Here is a 19,592-nt window from a genome sequence, read left to right as displayed (position 1 = left end):
GTGCTGGGAAACTCGCATGCACGGTTCTTAGGGGGTTGGACGCGGGCAACCGCGTCTGACTACCCGACAACCAGATCCGTCCATGGGCCCTGGGGCGCTCGAACTGGTTGTTTGCCGGGTCGCTACGCAGCGGCAAACGCGCGGCGGCGATCATGAGCCTTATCCAGTCGGCCCGCATGAACGGGCATGATCCGTATGCCTATCTCAAGGACGTGCTGACACGCCTGCCGACGCAGCGGGCGAGTGAGGTCGGCCAACTGCTGCCGCATCAGTGGGCGCCGGCCTGAGTCGCGCAAGGTGAGTTCGGCGGACGCTTACTGACCTTGGATATACGCAGGTGTTTATCCGAACGTGATCGTGTCCCAGGAGGCGGATTCACATCCGCCGTCCTATCTCTACTGACTACACGCAGCTCGCGACAAGATTTTTCGCCGTTTAACAGCGTTTGCGATCAGTTCAGGGCAGCGCGTATGCGCTGCTTCCAGTCGAACACCCTGGCATGGTTGGCCCCAGATGAGCTTTCTTTCGGGTGATGCACAGAGTGCAAAGGCTCACAGTACTTCGCCATGGTGCCTGGCCAGCGCAACGAGCCTTTCACTGTATCCCTCAAGATCCTGTCTATGCATTTTCCTGCCTCAACACCTGCTTTGAAGCCCATGATCCGCGTTGACATGGTCTTCCGGTTGTCTGAGGTATCTATTTCTAGAAGGTAGCGTTGATCGCCGTTTTGCAGCTTGAACCTTGCCAGCAGATAACAGCGTGATTTTTCGTGATCGATCATGTGGTAGCTGCAACGTGGAACGGGCGGCAGAGGCCTCACCTCCAGTGCTACCAGCGCAACTCCAGACTCTTGGGTGATTTGTTCAAGAATCTCTCGGAGCAGCGAGAAGCGATCTGCAAGCCGCTCATGCTCGTCCCCATCACCCTCTCCCTCACCCAATTGTTGGAACTCTCCTGGCGCTATGCTGCCCCCGCTCACAGGATCAGCCACGCCAAAGAGTTGGCTTTCTCTGCTCGGGCATTGCTCGTCGTCGAGCTTCTTGCCGTAACCGTTGGCACGCTCCCCGTTGTAGGCGATCTTGGTGTGCAGCTGAGCATCAAACGTGACTCCCTCAACGGGCAGGTGAATCAACCTCTGCTCCTTGGCAGCAGTCGGCTCTTCGTCAGCATCCACCTCCAACTCCTTGGCTCCCGATGGCACGGATACACAGCCTGTGCTATCTCCCCTGACGGGTAACTTGAGAGCAGGGTGGTGGAAAAAAATATCACCGCGATGGCTAAACCGGAGCCCCTGAAGCTTTTCGATCTCCCAGACCAGCAATTCGTTGCTTTCCGGATCAAAGGGGCCTCGCACGTCCATGGTGGTACCCGCGAGGGAAGGGGGTGCCTGAAAGTCGAACTGCCACCTGGCATACGCCGAACCTTGCGGTACCCGCTCTTGCCTGTGATTGAGGCTTTGCCAGATTGACTCGAAGGATCGCTTCACATCCTGATTCAGCAGCAGCCAACTGAAATGGTCTCTGTAGCCCTTGATTTTAAGAAGCTGACTTGGCGCACCTGTCTTCGGGGGCGTATGGATATGAACAACATCGCCCTCTCTGTAGAGCGTGAAGGCCATGTCCAAGCCATTCGGTGCGAAGGCTGCACGAACGATGAAGGCAGCGTGAAAGAACATTTTTCGCGCCAGCTCGAATTTCGGCAACCAGACGGTCAGACCATCGACCTCGAACACAAAGCATCGCTGTCCAGATATCTCAGGATTTGCAGCAAGCCTTCTGGCCAGACGTGGGCACTCACCCAACTGCCGTTCCCGCCAGGTATCTATTGCAGGAATCACCACCGTCTTCTTGAAACCACTGGGACGATAAGGAGCCCCTTCTTCGCCAAGAAACTCGCGACCAACGGCCAAGACACACGACATCTCCGGTGCGAACCGCTGCAGCTGCAGCTGACCGTTACGCTCAAAGAGAGCCGCCAAGCGCCACTCGGCCGCCGAAGTCGGGGCCCTGAAAAAATTTCCAACGGCCAGCAACCTGGATCCGTTCGGGATCTGACGAAATACTGTCCTATTCAATCCAACTTCCTACCAATCGAATGAATTCAGTGGTCAGAGGTGCCATCTTGCTCTTTTCTAACCCACAACGCTTTTCCAGCTCCCAGCGCCTGGACGTTATGCCAGTCTGTACATCCTCCAGCATTGCTGCAGTCAGGCGACGGATCTGATATTCCCCGACAGACTCGGCATAGCGATCCAGGAAAGTGCGGCACAGGGGCAGTTGAGCGAGATGATGCTCGACTGATGCACGATGGGGGAGCTGCTTCAGGAACCAATTGCGACTCCTGCGAGGCAGGCTCAGGTCTTCTTCACTGTCTCTACCAATTCGGATCAGCAGGCGTACCAGCTTTCTGTCCCGCGCTTGCCAGTCAACATGGCTGTTGTTGCCCTGTCGGCGCGGTCTAGCCTGATTCGCAGCCATCAGCCAGCTTCGGTCATGACGATAGAGCCAGGCATAACATGCCTCTCCTCCGTTTTGCCTGGCAGCCTTGGCTCCACCGTGATTGTCCAGTGTCTGCAGCCAAATGGCTCGGTACTGCTGCTTTTGCTCAAACTCTGCAGGGAGCAGCGGCACCAACTGTTCGGTGGAACGGTCAACCTGGCGAGTCTTCGCCTCGCCGATCAGTTCGCCAGCGTGCTGGCCGGGGCGCAGGCTGGTCCAAACGATCAGATGCTGCAGCGCACTGAATCCCTTGCGATGCTTCCTGAACATCGCCAACAACCAGGGCGGAGGCTCTCCGGATGTCAGCAGACCGTTCGCAGCAAGCCAGTCCCTGCGATGGGATGCCAGGATCTTCTCCCAGATGACTTCAGCCCTGACCTGACGGCCGCGCCTGGCGTCGCACTCTGTTGCCAGGTACCGGTACAGGTTGGTCCAGCGTCCGTAGCCAGGCGATTGCACCTCTTCGAGCGCCAGCAGCTGCATAGCAGCCTTGGCGAGCCTGATAGCCTCCTCGCCCGCAGGACTCACGCGAAGATCAGGGGGAAGAAACAGTGGGGAGGCTGGATGAAACTCATGTCGCTGCGCTCGACGGAACAGGATAGGTGAGTTCAGGAGCTGACAGCCATGCTCGGGACAGGCATCTATCCCTTGGATCTGCCAGCTACGCTGCCAGTAGGGTTCACCGTAGCGTGCAGCCATATCTTCAAAGCAGATCGGGCAGTAACGCAGCCAATCGGGCCACTTGACCAATGCCGTCGAGGCCCCAGACAAACCAATCGTCGGCCGGTTGGAAGCGAGCATGGCCTGAAAAAGATCGGTACGGCGCTCCGGCGGAATGAAAGGGGCATAGAGCGGGAACAGCGTGTGATTCAGGATCATGCCTTCCGCATCCAAGCCCGTGTTGTTCGCCAACGCAGTCAGGTGTGTGGGCAGATCGGTGATCGCGGCGACCTTGCTGTCACCGAACAGCATGTGCAGCAAGGTCTTGTGGTTGCCGATCCCCAGATGTACCCGGCACCGGGCAATACCGCTGTAAAGCAGTTCATCCGGGTAGAGCCTGGGGAAGTACATGTCAGCTTGCCTTCAGCAGAGGCCGTAGATCGAGGATCAAGCCAGCCTGCTTGAATTTGTCATAGGCCTCGCTTTCCGGCCCATCGGCATAACGTCGGCGCAGATCCTCCTCGGACAGGCATCCCCACTCCGTCCGCTTAACTCTGGAAATGCCGGGCCTCTTGGGAGCGTCCTGCGCGAGGTAGGCCGTGGCCTTGTGAATCAGGGCCGCCAGCGGGATGTCCGGATTCTCCGCCAACAATTCGTCGGCCATGGGAATGGCGATGTCCCTCGGGATTTCCATATCTTCGAGCAGGGTGGCCAGCCGCTTCGCCTTGTCATCAGCCGGAGGGGCCGGCGGTTTCGGTTGGGGGACGTTACCCAGAGCGCGCGTCAGGGTCAGCAACCGTCCCTCGATCTCTGGCATCAGCAGGTCGTCATATTTGGCGATCAGTTCGGGCCTACCGCTCCGCAAGGCCGCCAGCATCGGATGGACCGGTTTGAACTCGTCCTCGAAAACCTTGCGCAGCAACAGCGGCTTGATGCACTCGACGCCTGTCACTATCGCCCGGATCTGCGCCAGCGCGAACAGCTTGATGACGATGTCCATGACCCCTTGGGTGAGGTCGTACATGGTCGATTCCAGCTCGTCGTCCAGCGGCGCTGCATTTCGCAGCCACTGGTACTTCCAGAGCCGCTTCAACAGGCGCTTCCAGTGCTCGTCCCGAGGCAACCTATCCCAGCGGATGCTACCCAGCCCGGAGACCCGCCGAGCAGCCCGGAACGTGCGCTGGAAGAACTTGCTGGCCCGATGGGTGCCGACCTGAATGATCGGAACACCGATGGTGTTCACCAGCGACACGAAGAAATTGTGCATCTTTTCGGCACCACCGGAGCGTGCCTCGTTGAGGTTCTGAACCTCGTCGATGATCAGCACTCCGAGCGTGTGCAGATTGGCCACCTGGCACATGGATGCCAGCAGACGTTTGGTACCCAGCTTCTTGCGTCCGTGGCTACGGCTGTAGTGGGTACCCAGGATCTTGTCTACTTCGTTGAAGAAGCTCAGGCACAGCTCATCCAAGTCACCGTCAATTGGGCAGTCGATCTTCAGGTAGACCAGTTGGGTGATGTTGTAATCAGGGTGATGGAGAGCTTGGGGGTACATGCCCAGAATCCGCTCCAGCGTGCGCGTCTTGCCGCAACCGGAGCAGCCGAACAGCGACAGGCTGTTGGCCGTAGAGGAGACACTCTGGTACACCGCCGCATCCAGATCCTCCTCCTCGACACGGCGATAGCCATTCTGCAGGTGCGCATACCAAGCACCGCTGACCGGATTCCGACCGATGTACCCTTGACGGATCATCAGGCTGATCTTGCTCTCCAGCTCCAAGTGATGGCTCAGCGGCTGGAAGAAGCCGTGCAACAGGCGGGCAATCGCATGTGCCCTGAGCCGACCATCCAGAAGCGCCTCCTGCGGCTCGAAACCGGGAAGCTGCTGCAATAGACCGACCACCTCCTGCAGATCAGGAATCGGAGGCAATGCGCTGATGAGCGGATTGTCCTGATACTCGGGAAGCTGCTGCTCCTGGTAACGCGCCAGGGGAATGACTCCGCGCTGGAATTCTTCAGTCACCCTCTTCCTCCTTGAATATCAGGTCACTGAGATCTGGGAAGGCATAATCTTCCTGCTTCTCGCCCCGCAGTGGGATCACCTCGGCTGGCTTTTCCTGCTGTGCTTTCTCCGGTTTGAATGCTGTTTTCTGGCGTTCCTGGCGCTTTTCCTGCTGCTTGTTCTCGCGGATCTGGGTTCCCAGATCCTTCGTGGTCATACCCGTTTTGACGGGACTGGCATCCTCTGCCTGGGCAACGATGGACTCGATCTGCTTCAGAAGATTGCCTCTCTCTACCAAAGCTTCCGCCGCCGCGTTGGTATCGCTACGCCGTTCCTCTCTGGACAGCAGCCAGACATCCCAGAAGGTCATCCCCCTGAAGCGTCGACTGCGGTCGGCAAGATCGCAAACCCAGTAGTCCTTGAGACTATTGGACGGCCGTAGGTAGATGTGGTCGGCGCTACGCGGATCGTATGCGACCGTTACCCCCGTCGGCCGGCGCCCCTGGCCTCGGTGAAACCAACCCTCCCTGATTGCTTCCTGGCAGGTGTAGAAGCAGCCGAACAGCCTGATTCCCAGCTCCGAAACCGTGGCCGACTCATGGGGCAAAAGATTGATCCGCACCAGCTCCTCGGGCGCAGTACGTAACCGGCCGGTCAGGTTGGCCAAGCCCCAGTTCCACAGCATGACCGGGATGGCTGGCAGATCGCCCGGCATACCAGAGGTCCTGTCGTATTTGCTCAAGGTGTGAAAGTTGTTGTGGTAGAGGATGCCGGCAATGATGATCTGGGTGAACTCGGGCAAGGTCAGACTGGCATCAAGCCTGTAGTCGTGGCCACCCCGCTTCCGGCTGGTGGTGTCCTCGACCACACCGCTGGCATAGGGCTTGAAACGCTCCTGCACCGTCCGAAAATAACGCTCGACGATCCCCTTGGCATCTCCTCGCCTGGCCGGTGCATTCTCGATGCGAACGCCGAAGGCTTGGGAAAATGCTTCCACCTTGGTGCCATTCAGTTCGCCCTTATCGGCCAGCACCACATCCGGCAAGCCTTTGACCGACCAGTCGCTGGCATCGATCTCCACGCCATACTGGCGGCAATACTCAACCTTGTCGGCGACCGTGTTGGCCAATGCCACCATGGCACTGACCCAGGAGGGCCCCTCGAATCCGACGTACATACCAACGACCATGCGGCTGAACACGTCGATCACCATGTAAACGACAGGCCTGCCGACGATAAGGCTGCGATCATGTTCTGAAACCAGATAGATATCGGCGATGGTGGCATCTATCTGGTAGCGGTATCCAGGCCCCAGTGCCTCGGTCGTCGATGTACTGCTGAGCGGTCGGAAGTCCTTGGCAAAATCCACTGCGGACACCCTGCATGGCAAGGTGTCGGTGAAGTGATATTCGCGCCCATAGAAGTAACGGAACTGCCCCAATGTAGGCAGTTCGGAGGTCGGCAGCTCCGGCAGAACAGCACGGAGCAGGTTCAGCCCGGAGGCGTAGGCATCAGGAATGGACGGATGTTTTTCCTTGAGCAAGCGTTCCTCGATGACACGGCGAAAAATGCGCTCGATGTCCGGCGTGACATTGCTCCCTTTCCCCTCCATCACCACTCTGGGCCTGCCCAGCTTGGCCTGGTTCGGCTTTCTGCGCTTGCCACGGGCGCCCGAGTTGACATAGTCCGGCAAGAGGGCATTCTTGCACATGCCTCGCTGCCAGTAGCGCCTCAGTAACCTATACACCGTCTGATTGGTGACACCATGGCGCTCCATGATGCCTCTAACAATGAACCCTCTGGGGCGCCGCACGAAAAGCTGGGGATCGTGCACAAAATTCGCCAGCATTGCCCAAGCTTCATCACGCTTCTGCTGATCAAGGGAACCTTCCTCCACCTCCCGTAGGACTGTCTCCTCGAAGGGATCGGCAATGCTCTCCAGCTCCCGCTCCATGAGCAGACGCTCCAACTCTGCAATCGATATCGGTTCGGGCAACGCCGTGTCCGAATCGATATCAATCCAGATTGCCTGCTCGGTACCGGACCAAAGCAGGCGCTTTCGCAGTTCCCCCATCCTGAACACCTGATTAACGGGCAACACTGCTCAGCTCCTGATGCATTTGATGAGAGTTGGCAACAAGGTCTTTCGGCTTCAGCTCCCGGTAAGGAGTGTCAAGATCGAAAAGGAAACAGTGCCGGGCCAACAACTGGCGTAGCCAATAGAGCGCCTGACCGGCCTCCAGCTGGCCGGAGGTATCCAGTCCTTGGGCAATAGCGGTCAGCTTCCGGTCTGGGTGACGCTGAAACTCGAGCAGAAACAGCTGCTGGTAATGGGCGAGATCGTCCTGAGCGATGTCGTCTTCAGCATGGGCAGGATAGAGCCATTGGATATTGGCAAATGCCACCTTGGATACCTCGCGCTCCGTGACGATGGCCCAGGGAATACCTTTTTCCTGCCAGTAGCGCCTTTCAAGCTCAAGCCTCTCGATAACTTCAGGCTTCTGCAGGTCGGTACTGTACTTGGCCTGAATCGCGATGCTCGGGCGCTGAGGATCTTCGAAATCCACCAGAAAGTCGCTGGTCAGTACCTGCGGGGTGCCCTTGTAACGCCCGTGGGGCAGGCCAAGCTCCTCGGCGATGCGCACCGTATCTTCGACCCGCATCGGAAACTGTTCACGGATATCGGTGACATGGGGAGACCGATCCAAGGTCAGGAAGATGGCCAGTTCAAGATCGGATAGAAGATGGTGTAAACGCCGGGTCTTGCTGCCAGGCAGGCGGTGGGAGCGCCCCAGCGAGGACACGTCCCTAGTGTAGATGAACGGCTTGTAGTCTGATCCCTGGCCTTGGCCACGCCCGTCCTTGAGCCTTCTATCGATCTGGGCCTGGGTCAGCCCCTTGAATGTTCCAGACATGAGAAAGCCTGCCCCCGCTGTGTCGATGACCTCAACATAGCGGATGCAGGCTCAGGATGAAACTTTATTTATACGGATGATACTTTATTTATACGGATGAACCTTTATTTGCATCCCACAAGGGTATGGGTAATCCCTGAATGGCTTACTCCACTGTCACCGATTTCGCCAGGTTGCGCGGCTGGTCAACGTCAGTGCCCTTGAGCACGGCGACGTAATACGACAGCAGTTGCAACGGGATGGTGTAGAGGATTGGCGACAAGATGTCGTGGATGTGCGGCATGTTAATGACGTGGGTGCCTTCGCCATTGGTCATGCCTGCCTTCTCATCAGCAAAGACGATCAGTTGGCCGCCACGGGCGCGGACTTCCTGCAGGTTGGACTTGAGCTTCTCCAGCAGCTCGTTGTTTGGCGCAACGGTGACCACCGGCATATCGTCATCCACCAGGGCCAACGGGCCGTGCTTTAGCTCACCGGCCGGGTAGGCTTCGGCGTGGATATAGGAAATTTCCTTGAGCTTGAGGGCGCCTTCCATCGCCACCGGGTATTGCGCGCCACGGCCGAGGAACAGAGTGTGGTTTTTGTCGGCAAATAGTTCGGCGACTTTCTCCACGGTGCTGTCCATGGCCAGGGCTTCGCCCAGACGGGTTGGCAAGCGGCGCAGCTCTTCCACCAGGGTGGCTTCGACGCCTTCGGCGAGTGTGCCGCGAACCTGGCCAAGGGACAGGGTCAGCAGCAACAGACCGACCAGCTGGGTGGTGAAGGCTTTGGTGGACGCCACGCCGATTTCACGACCGGCCTGGGTCAGCAGGGTCAGGTCGGACTCGCGCACCAGGGAGCTGATGCTGACGTTGCAGATCGCCAGGCTGGCGAGGTAGCCCCCTTCTTTTGTAGAGAGCAACTTGGCGTTACGCAGGGCGGCCAGGGTGTCGGCGGTTTCGCCGGACTGGGAGATGGTGACGAACAGGGTGTCCGGTTGCACTACCACTTTGCGATAGCGGAACTCGCTGGCCACTTCCACCTGGCACGGGATGCCGGCCAGTTCTTCCAGCCAGTAACGGGCGACCATACCGGCGTGGTAGCTGGTGCCGCAGGCGACGATCTGCACATTGCGCACTTTGGCGAACAGTTCAGCGGCTTGCGGGCCGAAGGCCTGGACCAGTACCTGATTGTGGCTCAGGCGGCCTTCCAGGGTACGTTGCACCACGGATGGTTGCTCGTGGATTTCCTTGAGCATGAAGTGGCGGAACTCACCCTTGTCGGCGGCTTCGGCACCGTCGCGGTACTGCACGGCTTCGCGTTCGACCGGCTGACCGTTAACGTCCCAGATCGCCACGCTTTCGCGGCGGATGTCGGCGATATCGCCTTCTTCCAGGTACATGAAGCGGTCAGTGACCTGGCGCAGGGCCAATTGGTCAGAGGCCAGGAAGTTTTCGCCCAGGCCCAAGCCGATCACCAGCGGGCTGCCACTGCGGGCGGCGACCAGGCGATCCGGTTGGCTGGCGCTGATCGCGGCCAGGCCATAGGCGCCATGCAGTTCCTTGACGGTAGCCTTGAGGGCGGTGGCCAGGTCGCTGTGGTCCTTGAGTTTGTGGTTCAGCAGGTGGGCGATGACTTCGGTATCGGTGTCCGAAGTGAACACATAGCCCAGGCCTTTGAGCTGTTCGCGCAGCCCTTCGTGGTTTTCAATAATGCCGTTGTGAACCACCGCCAGGTCACCGGAGAAGTGCGGGTGGGCGTTGCGTTCGCACGGTGCGCCGTGGGTTGCCCAACGGGTGTGGGCGATGCCCAGACGGCCGACCAGAGGCTCGCCGGCCAGGGCTTGTTCCAGCTCAGCAACCTTGCCCGGGCGACGCATGCGCTCAAGCTTGCCGGCGTTGGAAAAAACCGCCACACCAGCGCTGTCATAGCCACGGTATTCAAGACGTTTGAGGCCTTCAAGCAAAATGGCGGTGACGTTTCGTTCAGCGACTGCGCCAACAATTCCACACATGGTTTCTCTCCTAGATGACTGCCGCGCAAATCAGCGTAATGCCGCGGGCTTGAATCTGGTCGCGGGCCTCAAGCGGCAGGCGATCATCGGTAATAAGGGTATGGACGCTGCTCCAGGGCAGTTCCAGGTTGGGGATCTTGCGGCCAATCTTGTCGGACTCGACCATGACCACCACTTCACGGGCGACTTCGGCCATAACCCGGCTCAGCCCCAGCAACTCATTGAACGTGGTGGTGCCGCGCTGTAGATCGATGCCGTCGGCGCCGATGAACAGTTGGTCGAAATCGTAGGAGCGCAATACCTGCTCGGCGACCTGGCCCTGGAACGAGTCCGAATGGGGGTCCCAGGTGCCGCCGGTCATTAATAGCACCGGCTCGTGTTCCAATTCGCTCAGGGCACTGGCCACGTGCAGCGAGTTGGTCATTACCACTAGGCCGGGTTGATGGCCCAGTTCGGGGATCATGGCGGCGGTGGTGCTGCCACTGTCGATGATGATCCGCGCATGTTCACGCAGCTGATTCACAGCCGCACGGGCGATGGCGCGTTTGTAGACCGAGATAGGCTGGGCGGGATCACCCACCAACTCCTGGGGCATGGTGATCGCACCGCCGTAGCGTCGCAGCAACAAGCCGTTGCTCTCCAGCGCAGCGAGATCCTTGCGGATGGTCACTTCCGAAGTTTCGAAACGCTTGGCCAGTTCGTCCACGCTGACTTCACCCCGCTCGGTGAGCAAGGCAAGAATGTTGTGGCGTCGTTGGGGTGTATTTCGTTTCGACATGGTGATGATAAGTTTCGTTTCGAAAGATAACGAAGGCAATAAAAACCTATTGGAGAGAAATCGTCAAGCACAAGGCATAAAAAAACCTGTTGGACCGACGTACCGGACCAACAGGTTTGCGGGGCTGTGGATAACTCAGGTCTTCTTGGTCTTGACCGGGCGTTTCCAGCCGTCGATGTTGCGTTGACGGGCGCGGGCTACGGCCAGTTGGGACTTATCCACATCCTGATTGATGGTCGAACCCGCAGCGGTGTTGGCACCATCGCCAATGGTCACTGGGGCCACCAGAGAGTTGTTGGAGCCAATAAACACGTCTTCGCCGATGGTCGTCTGATGCTTGTTGGCGCCATCGTAGTTGCAGGTGATGGTGCCAGCGCCGATGTTGGTGCGAGCACCGATCACCGAATCACCTAGGTAGGTCAGGTGACCTACCTTGGCGCCGTCACCCAGATTGGCGTTTTTCAGTTCGACGAAGTTACCCACATGGGCTTTGGCACCCAGCACGCTGCCTGGACGCAGACGGGCAAATGGGCCGGCATCGCTACCCTCACCCATCACTGCGCCTTCGATATGGCTGTTGGCCTTGATCACCACGCCTTTGCGCAGGGTGCTGTCCTTGATCACGCAGTTCGGGCCGATGACTACGTCATCTTCAATAACCACACGGCCTTCGAGGATCACGTTGATGTCGATGAGCACATCGCGGCCCACAGTGACATCGCCGCGCACATCGAAACGCGCCGGGTCACGCAAGGTGACACCAAGCGCCATCAGGCGACGGGCTTCACGTTGCTGATAGTGACGCTCCAGTTCGGCCAGTTGCTTGCGGTCGTTGGCGCCCTGCACTTCCATGGGGTCGTGGGGCTGCTCGGTGGCAACCAGCAGGCCATCGCTAACAGCCATTTCAATCACGTCGGTCAGGTAGTACTCACCCTGGACGTTGTTATTGGACAGGCGGCTCATCCAGTCCGCCAGGCAATCAGCAGGTACAGCGAGGATACCGGTGTTGCCTTCGGTGATGACACGTTGGGCTTCGCTTGCGTCTTTATGCTCGACGATCGCAGTGACCTTGCCATCGGCATTGCGCACGATCCGACCATAGCCAGTTGGGTCATCCAGCTCAACGGTCAGCAGGCCCATTTGACCGGGCACCACGTGCTTGAGCAGGCGTTGTAGGGTTTGCACCTCGATCAACGGCACGTCGCCGTAAAGGATCAACACCGTGTCAGCCTTAATGAAAGGCACGGCTTGGGCGGTGGCGTGACCGGTACCCAGTTGCTTGTCCTGCAATACGAAATTCAAATCGTCCGCCGCCAGCCGCTCACGCACCACATCAGCTCCATGGCCAATCACTACATGGATACGTTGGGGGGCCAGTTGCCGGGCGCTGTGGATAACATGGCCAAGCATGGAGTCACCGGCGACCGGGTGCAGCACCTTGGGCAGCGCCGAACGCATGCGAGTACCTTGGCCTGCGGCGAGAATTACGATTTCGAGAGACATGAATGGCTACCAATCCTGGGCGGTCAGACTTCAGACCAAAGAAGTGTTTTGCAAATAAAGAAAAAGGGTAGCCGAGGCTACCCTTTTTAATCAATCACACATGAGGCGTGACGGCTTAGCCGCCAAACTTCTTGCGGATCTGCTGGACGGTGCGCAGCTGAGCTGTCGCCTCGGCCAGACGTGCAGCAGCAGAACCGTAGTCGAAATCTGCGCCTTTTTCATTCAGGGCCTTCTCGGCAGCCTTGACGGCGTCCTGAGCGGAGGCTTCATCCAGGTCGGCGGCACGTTGCACGGTATCGGCAAGTACCTTGACCATGTTCGGCTGAACCTCGAGGAAACCACCAGAGATGTAAAACACCTCCTTTTCCCCGCCTAGCTTGGTCAGAGTGATCGGACCTGGCTTCAAGCTGGTGATCAACGGTGCGTGACCCATGGCAATACCAAGGTCACCCAGTTCGCCGTGCGCTACTACCATCTCAACCAGACCGGAGAAAATTTCCCCTTCCGCGCTGACGATATCGCAATGGACTGTCATAGCCATCTGCTTGCCTCAACCTGAGTAGCGCCCGTTGCCGGGCGCCAGGATTACAGTTTCTTGGCTTTCTCGATCGCTTCTTCGATGCCGCCGACCATGTAGAACGCTTGTTCTGGCAGGTGGTCGTAGTCACCGTTGAGGATGCCTTTGAAGCCAGCAATGGTGTCTTTCAGGGAAACGTATTTACCCGAGGCACCGGTGAAGACTTCAGCCACGAAGAACGGCTGCGACAAGAAGCGCTGGATCTTACGAGCGCGAGATACCAACTGCTTGTCGGTTTCCGACAGCTCGTCCATACCCAGGATCGCAATAATGTCCTTCAGTTCTTTGTAACGCTGCAGCACGTACTGAACGCCGCGAGCGGTGTCGTAGTGTTCCTGGCCGATCACGCTCGGATCCAGCTGGCGCGAAGTCGAGTCCAGTGGATCGACCGCTGGGTAGATACCCAGGGAGGCGATGTCACGGGATAGTACGACGGTAGCGTCCAAGTGGGCGAAGGTGGTCGCTGGCGACGGGTCAGTCAAGTCATCCGCAGGTACGTATACCGCTTGGATCGAGGTGATCGAACCGTTTTTGGTCGAAGTGATACGCTCTTGCAGAGTACCCATCTCTTCGGCCAGGGTCGGCTGGTAACCTACTGCGGAAGGCATACGGCCCAGCAGTGCGGATACTTCAGTACCGGCCAGGGTGTAACGATAGATGTTGTCGACGAACAGCAGAACGTCGTTACCTTCGTCACGGAACTTCTCGGCCATGGTCAGGCCGGTCAGTGCTACGCGCAGACGGTTACCCGGCGGCTCGTTCATCTGACCGTAAACCAGTGCCACTTTGTCCAGAACGTTGGAGTCCTTCATCTCGTGGTAGAAGTCGTTACCCTCACGAGTACGCTCACCCACACCAGCGAACACGGAAAAACCGCTGTGCTCGATGGCGATGTTACGGATCAGTTCCATCATGTTTACGGTTTTGCCTACACCGGCACCACCGAACAGACCGACTTTACCGCCCTTGGCGAACGGGCAAACCAGGTCGATAACCTTGATGCCGGTTTCCAGCAGGTCGTTGCCGCCCGCTTGTTCCGCAAAGGATGGCGCAGGACGGTGAATGCCCCAGCGCTCTTCGGTGTCGATTGGACCGGCTTCGTCGATCGGGTTACCGAGGACGTCCATGATCCGGCCCAGGGTCGCTTTACCGACCGGTACGGAGATGGCAGCGCCAGAGTCAGTGACTTCCAGGCCGCGCTTCAAGCCCTCGGTGGAACCCATTGCAATGGTACGAACCACACCGTCGCCCAGCTGCTGCTGAACTTCCAGGGTGGTGCCGGCATCGCTTTTGACTTTCAAAGCGTTGTAGATGCTCGGTACGCTGTCGCGTGGGAATTCCACGTCGATAACGGCGCCGATGATTTGAACGATACGTCCGCTACTCATAGCTGGATCCTCTGAATATTTGAACCGTTAAACCGCGGCAGCGCCGCCGACGATTTCCGAGATCTCTTGGGTGATCGCAGCCTGACGCGCCTTGTTGTAGACCAGCTGCAAATCGCTGATCAAATCACCGGCGTTGTCGGTAGCGCTCTTCATCGCGATCATCCGCGCAGCTTGTTCAGCCGCGTTGTTCTCGACCACCGCCTGGTACACCTGCGACTCCACGTAGCGCACCATCAAGCCGTCAAGCAGCTCTTTGGCGTCTGGTTCGTAGAGGTAGTCCCAGTGGTGCTTGAGTTCTTGTTCCGGGGTCGCCACCAATGGAATCAACTGCTCCACGGTAGGCTGTTGCGTCATGGTGTTGATGAACTTGTTGGATACCACGGACAGGCGGTCAATCCGGCCTTCCAGGTAAGCATCCAGCATCACCTTGACGCTGCCGATCAGGTCATTGATCGACGGTTCTTCACCCAGGTGACTGATAGCTGCAACGACGTTACCGCCGAAGTTGCGGAAAAAGGCCGCACCCTTGCTACCGATCACACACAGATCAATCTCGACGCCGTTTTCGCGGTTTACCGCCATGTCCTTGACCAGGGCCTTGAACAGGTTGGTATTCAAACCACCGCACAAACCACGGTCACTGCTCACCACAACATAACCGACACGCTTTACTTCGCGGTCGAGCATGAACGGGTGGCGATATTCCGGGTTGGCGTTGGCCAGATGACCAATAACCTGGCGGATACGATCCGCGTAGGGACGGCTAGCAGCCATGCGCATTTGTGCCTTGCGCATTTTGCTGACCGCCACTTTTTCCATGGCGCTGGTGATCTTTTGCGTGCTTTTGATGCTCGCAATCTTACTGCGAATCTCTTTTGCGCCTGCCATGTAACACCTATCAGGTTAGCAAGCGGGAGCCTCACGGCCCCCGCTGCGGCTTACCAGGTTTGGGTGGCCTTGAACTTCTCGATACCGGCTTTGATGCCAGCGTCGATGTCGTCATTGAAGTCACCTTTCACGTTGATCTTCGCCATCAATTCGGCGTGATCGCGGTTGAAGTAAGCAATCAGCGCTTGTTCAAAGCTGCCGACCTTGGTGATTTCAACGTCGGTCAGGAACCCACGCTCAGCGGCATACAGCGACAGCGCCATGTCAGCGATCGACATTGGTGCGTATTGCTTCTGCTTCATCAGCTCGGTAACGCGCTGACCATGCTCAAGTTGCTTACGGGTCGCTTCGTCCAGGTCAGAAGCAAACTGGGCGAATGCCGCCAGTTCACGGTACTGAGCCAGAGCGGTACGGATACCACCGGAGAGCTTCTTGATGATCTTGGTCTGAGCGGCACCACCCACACGGGATACCGAAACACCGGCGTTCACTGCAGGACGGATCCCGGAGTTGAACATGGCCGATTCCAGGAAGATCTGACCGTCGGTGATGGAAATCACGTTGGTCGGAACGAACGCGGAAACGTCGCCAGCCTGGGTTTCGATGATCGGCAGTGCGGTCAGGGAACCGGTTTTGCCGGTCACTGCGCCGTTGGTGAACTTCTCTACCCACTCTTCCGAAACGCGGGATGCGCGCTCCAGCAGACGGGAGTGGAGATAGAACACGTCGCCTGGGTAAGCTTCACGGCCTGGTGGACGGCGCAGCAGCAGGGAAATCTGGCGGTAAGCCACTGCTTGCTTGGACAGATCGTCATAAACGATCAGCGCGTCTTCACCGCGGTCGCGGAAGTACTCGCCCATGGTGCAACCGGAGTACGGTGCCAGGAACTGCAGTGCAGCGGATTCGGAAGCACTGGCGGCCACGACGATGGTGTTAGCCAAGGCGCCGTTTTCTTCCAGCTTGCGAACCACGTTGGCGATGGTCGATTGTTTCTGACCAATAGCTACGTAGACGCAGAAGATCCCGCTGTTTTTCTGGTTGATGATCGCGTCGATCGCCAGAGCGGTTTTACCGATCTGACGGTCACCGATGATCAGCTCACGCTGGCCACGGCCGACAGGAATCATGGCATCAACAGCCTTGTAGCCAGTCTGTACAGGCTGGTCTACCGACTTACGCCAGATCACGCCTGGAGCAACTTTCTCGACCGCATCGGTCTCGGTGTTGTTCAGCGGACCTTTGCCGTCAACTGGGTTACCCAGTGCGTCGACAACGCGACCCAGCAGTTCCTTACCAACCGGAACCTCCAGGATGCGGCCTGTGCACTTGGCGCTCATGCCTTCGGCCAGAGTCTGGTAGGAGCCCAATACAACGGCACCTACAGAGTCTTGCTCCAGGTTGAGAGCCATACCGAAGACGCCGCCCGGAAACTCGATCATCTCGCCGTACATAACGTCGGCCAGACCGTGAATCCGCACGATGCCGTCAGATACGCTGACGACAGTGCCTTCGTTACGGGCTTGGGAGGTCACATCGAGCTTGTCGATGCGGCCCTTGATAATTTCACTTATTTCGGAAGGATTGAGTTGCTGCATTGCTCTGCTGCCCCTTCAAACTCAAGATTTCAATGCTTCGGCAAGATTCGCGAGTTTGCCGCGAATCGAGCCATCGATAACCAGGTCGCCGGCGCGAATGATGACACCACCAATCAGGGTGGCATCCTCCGCAACTTGCAGGCGCACTTCCCGGTCGAGTCGTGCACTGAGAACCTTGGCGAGTTTGTCTTGCTGTTCTTGGTTCAATGCAAAAGCACTGATGACTTCAACATCTACCGATTTCTCTTGTTCGGCCTTGTACAGGTCAAACAGAGCGGCGATCTCCGGCAAAAGCGGGAGACGGTCATTTTCGGCAACGACGTGGATGAAGTTCTGCACTTTCACATCAAACTTGTCGCCGCACACGTCAATAAACGTGGCGGCCTTGTCTGCGCTCGTCAGTCGCGGGGCCTTGAGCACGCGCTGCATGGTGTCGTTTTGCGACACTGCTGCAGCCAGGCCGAGCATGGCTGACCAAGAGGCCAGTTGCTGGTGGGCCTGGGCGTGCTCGAAGGCTGCCTTAGCGTAAGGTCGGGCCAACGTGGTCAATTCTGCCATGATCGCCCTCGCTTAAATTTCAGCAGCCAGTTTGTTAACCAGCTCCGCGTGCGCGTTTTGATCGATTGTGGCACCCAGGATCTTCTCGGCACCGCCGACGGCCAGAGCACCCAGTTGGGCACGCAGCGCATCTTTGACACTATTCAGTTCCTGCTCGATCTCGGCCTGAGCCTGAACCTTCACACGGTCAGCGTCGATACGGGCTTTTTCAACAGCCTCTTCAACGATCTGGTTACCGCGTTTCTTGGCTTGCTCAATGATTTCGGCTGCCTGAGCTTTTGCTTCGCGCAGTTTTTGACCCACTTTATCTTGGGCCAATTCCAGGTCGCGAGCTGCTCGGGCGGCAGCGTCCAGTCCATCCGCGATCTTCTTCTGACGTTCGTGCAAAGCCGCGATGACCGGAGGCCACACGAACTTCATGCAAAACAGTACAAAAATGAAGAACGCAACGGACTGGCCAATCAGGGTTGCATTAATGTTCACGCCAACACCTCGCTCGTTCGTTGTCCATCACTCTAATCAACTCGAAAATTCGAGTGATTAGCCAGCGAGTTGACCAACGAAGGGGTTCGCGAAGGTGAAGAACAGAGCGATACCAACGCCGATCATGGTCACGGCGTCGAGCAGGCCGGCGACGATGAACATTTTAACTTGCAGCATTGGAACCATTTCTGGCTGACGCGCGGCGCCTTCCAGGAACTTGCCGCCCAACAGGCCGAAACCAATGGCAGTACCCAGGGCGCCCAGGCCGATCAACAGTGCAACAGCGATAGCGGTTAGACCAACTACAGTTTCCATCTTTCCTCCCGACTTTTACGTCGTATGGTTTAGGTTTTTTAGATTTTAAAGCGGTAAAACAAATCGTTTCATAGCCCTGAAGGGCCACCTTCCCGTTTCACCGGGAAGGACATCAGACTAGTCGAGACTGGTCTTAATGGTTCTCTTCGTGCGCCATCGACAGGTAAACGATGGTCAACATCATGAAGATAAACGCCTGCAGGGTGATGATCAGGATGTGGAACACAGCCCACGCCCACTGCAGAACAATGCCCAGGCCGCTAAGCCAGAGCAGACCGCTGCCGAACATCACAGCAATCAGAATGAAGACCAGTTCGCCGGCGTACATGTTGCCGAACAGTCGCAGTGCCAATGAGATTGGCTTGGCGATCAGGGTGACAAATTCCAGCAGGAAGTTCACCGGGATCAGCAGCGCTTGCAGGAAAATGTTCTTGCTGCCAAACGGGTGCAGGGTCAGTTCGCCGATGAAGCCGCCGATGCCCTTGACCTTGATGCTGTAGAAAATGATCAACGCAAACACCGACAGGGCCATACCCAGGGTGGCGTTAGGATCAGTGGTCGATACGGCACGGAATGGAATGTGCGCATCGCCGGTGATCAGGATGGCCAACTGAGGAATCCAATCGACCGGTATCAGGTCGACGGCGTTCATCAGGAACACCCAGACGAAGATGGTCAGTGCCAGCGGTGCAATCACCGGGCTACGGCCATGGAAGCTGTCTCTCACGCTGCCATCGACGAATTCGACCAATACTTCAACGAAGTTCTGCAAAGCACCTGGCTGACCGGAAGTCGCCTTCTTTGCCGCCATGCGGAAAATCAGGACGAAAATCAGACCCAATGCGACCGACCAGCCGAGGGTATCGACGTGGAAAGCCCAAAAGCCCATTTCTTTGGCTTCTGCTGCGGTGTGAGCAAAGCCCCAGCCGCTATTGGGTAGCTGACCGAAGGTCAGGTTCTGCAAGTGGTGCTGGATATAGCCCGAAGCGGTTGTCTCTGCCATGGTTGCCTCAAACGCCCTAAGGTCTCGAAAATCTTGTTCTCATCAGCAGGGGCGAAAACCAGCTGACCAGTTGGGTCAACACGAAGACGCCGAATACAGCCAGCGGCGCCAATGGCTTTACACCTGCAAACGTCAGCGCAAAGAGCACTGCCGTCAAAATCAGTTTGCCCGCCTCACCGGCATAAAAAGACCGGACGATGGCTTGGGCTGCTCGGGCGCCGGAAAACCGAAAGGCCCTGTGAGCAAAATACATATTGGGCAGCAAGGCTATCAGCCCTCCGCAGAGTCCTGAGTATCCGGCTACGACCCCATGCCAATACCAAAGCGCCAATGCGGCGATCAGCAAAATGACAAATTGGGCCAATAACACCGGAAAAACGGCCAAGCGATGGAACGGCAACGTGTTTGGCGTGCGGTTTTCCATCACTCTTGCTCC

General features: G+C 57.7%; 17 protein-coding genes and 1 pseudogene. 1 reads left to right on the top strand and 17 read right to left on the bottom strand.

The window, feature by feature from the left end:
* Positions 1 to 65 precede the first annotated feature (65 nt).
* A pseudogene (locus ACZRKZ_RS19845) lies at positions 66 to 287 on the top strand (transposase domain-containing protein); the annotation flags it as partial.
* A gap of 164 nt (positions 288 to 451) precedes the next feature.
* Here ACZRKZ_RS19845 and ACZRKZ_RS19840 read toward each other — a convergent pair.
* From ACZRKZ_RS19840 to ACZRKZ_RS19760, 17 genes are all read right to left on the bottom strand, one after another.
* On the bottom strand, positions 452 to 2,074 hold the full coding sequence (locus tag ACZRKZ_RS19840) for a Tn7-like element transposition protein TnsE (RefSeq protein ID WP_463982507.1): 1,623 nt from the start codon (positions 2,072 to 2,074) through the stop codon (positions 452 to 454).
* Positions 2,067 to 3,569 (bottom strand): TnsD family Tn7-like transposition protein, encoded by a 1,503-nt coding sequence (locus tag ACZRKZ_RS19835; RefSeq protein ID WP_463982506.1) that lies wholly within the window; start codon positions 3,567 to 3,569, stop codon positions 2,067 to 2,069. The genes ACZRKZ_RS19840 and ACZRKZ_RS19835 overlap by 8 nt, the downstream gene beginning before the upstream one ends.
* A gap of 1 nt (position 3,570) precedes the next feature.
* On the bottom strand, positions 3,571 to 5,181 hold the full coding sequence (locus tag ACZRKZ_RS19830) for an ATP-binding protein (protein ID WP_463982505.1): 1,611 nt from the start codon (positions 5,179 to 5,181) through the stop codon (positions 3,571 to 3,573).
* On the bottom strand, positions 5,174 to 7,234 hold the full coding sequence (locus ACZRKZ_RS19825) for a transposase (protein WP_463982520.1): 2,061 nt from the start codon (positions 7,232 to 7,234) through the stop codon (positions 5,174 to 5,176). Before ACZRKZ_RS19825 ends, ACZRKZ_RS19830 begins: the two co-directional genes overlap by 8 nt.
* Before the next feature lie 13 nt (positions 7,235 to 7,247).
* On the bottom strand, positions 7,248 to 8,075 hold the full coding sequence (locus ACZRKZ_RS19820; protein WP_463982504.1) for a TnsA endonuclease N-terminal domain-containing protein: 828 nt from the start codon (positions 8,073 to 8,075) through the stop codon (positions 7,248 to 7,250).
* A gap of 145 nt (positions 8,076 to 8,220) precedes the next feature.
* On the bottom strand, positions 8,221 to 10,068 hold the full coding sequence (glmS, locus tag ACZRKZ_RS19815) for a glutamine--fructose-6-phosphate transaminase (isomerizing) (protein WP_463982503.1): 1,848 nt from the start codon (positions 10,066 to 10,068) through the stop codon (positions 8,221 to 8,223).
* A gap of 10 nt (positions 10,069 to 10,078) precedes the next feature.
* The gene (locus ACZRKZ_RS19810) at positions 10,079 to 10,846 is read right to left on the bottom strand and encodes a DeoR/GlpR family DNA-binding transcription regulator (RefSeq protein WP_463982502.1); all 768 of its coding nucleotides are present in this window, start codon (positions 10,844 to 10,846) and stop codon (positions 10,079 to 10,081) included.
* 135 nt (positions 10,847 to 10,981) lie between these two features.
* Positions 10,982 to 12,349 (bottom strand): bifunctional UDP-N-acetylglucosamine diphosphorylase/glucosamine-1-phosphate N-acetyltransferase GlmU, encoded by a 1,368-nt coding sequence (gene glmU / locus ACZRKZ_RS19805; RefSeq protein ID WP_463982501.1) that lies wholly within the window; start codon positions 12,347 to 12,349, stop codon positions 10,982 to 10,984.
* Between the two features lie 115 nt (positions 12,350 to 12,464).
* Positions 12,465 to 12,890: a F0F1 ATP synthase subunit epsilon gene (locus ACZRKZ_RS19800; protein ID WP_463982500.1), complete on the bottom strand. Its 426-nt coding sequence runs from the start codon at positions 12,888 to 12,890 to the stop codon at positions 12,465 to 12,467.
* Positions 12,891 to 12,934: 44 nt separating this feature from the next.
* Positions 12,935 to 14,314 carry a F0F1 ATP synthase subunit beta gene (gene atpD / locus ACZRKZ_RS19795; protein ID WP_149412836.1) on the bottom strand — a complete coding sequence of 460 codons (1,380 nt, stop codon included), beginning with the start codon at positions 14,312 to 14,314 and terminating at the stop codon, positions 12,935 to 12,937.
* A gap of 27 nt (positions 14,315 to 14,341) precedes the next feature.
* Positions 14,342 to 15,202, bottom strand: coding sequence for a F0F1 ATP synthase subunit gamma (atpG, locus tag ACZRKZ_RS19790; protein ID WP_463967520.1), 861 nt, complete (start codon positions 15,200 to 15,202; stop codon positions 14,342 to 14,344).
* 50 nt (positions 15,203 to 15,252) lie between these two features.
* On the bottom strand, positions 15,253 to 16,797 hold the full coding sequence (atpA, locus tag ACZRKZ_RS19785) for a F0F1 ATP synthase subunit alpha (protein ID WP_133100646.1): 1,545 nt from the start codon (positions 16,795 to 16,797) through the stop codon (positions 15,253 to 15,255).
* 21 nt (positions 16,798 to 16,818) lie between these two features.
* Positions 16,819 to 17,355 (bottom strand): F0F1 ATP synthase subunit delta, encoded by a 537-nt coding sequence (locus ACZRKZ_RS19780; RefSeq protein ID WP_149412834.1) that lies wholly within the window; start codon positions 17,353 to 17,355, stop codon positions 16,819 to 16,821.
* Positions 17,356 to 17,367: 12 nt separating this feature from the next.
* On the bottom strand, positions 17,368 to 17,838 hold the full coding sequence (locus tag ACZRKZ_RS19775) for a F0F1 ATP synthase subunit B (RefSeq protein ID WP_149412833.1): 471 nt from the start codon (positions 17,836 to 17,838) through the stop codon (positions 17,368 to 17,370).
* 57 nt (positions 17,839 to 17,895) lie between these two features.
* Positions 17,896 to 18,153 carry a F0F1 ATP synthase subunit C gene (atpE, locus tag ACZRKZ_RS19770; RefSeq protein ID WP_002555987.1) on the bottom strand — a complete coding sequence of 86 codons (258 nt, stop codon included), beginning with the start codon at positions 18,151 to 18,153 and terminating at the stop codon, positions 17,896 to 17,898.
* A 133-nt stretch (positions 18,154 to 18,286) separates the two neighbouring features.
* A complete protein-coding gene (gene atpB, locus ACZRKZ_RS19765; RefSeq protein WP_149412832.1) occupies positions 18,287 to 19,156 on the bottom strand; it encodes a F0F1 ATP synthase subunit A in 870 nt (289 codons plus the stop codon).
* Between the two features lie 16 nt (positions 19,157 to 19,172).
* On the bottom strand, positions 19,173 to 19,580 hold the full coding sequence (locus tag ACZRKZ_RS19760) for a F0F1 ATP synthase subunit I (RefSeq protein ID WP_463967518.1): 408 nt from the start codon (positions 19,578 to 19,580) through the stop codon (positions 19,173 to 19,175).
* Between the last annotated feature and the right edge of the window lie 12 nt (positions 19,581 to 19,592).

This window comes from Pseudomonas sp. c313 (assembly GCF_055407145.1).
The sequence above is the reverse complement of the archived record's forward strand: the minus strand, read 5'-3'. Positions and strand labels throughout refer to the sequence as shown.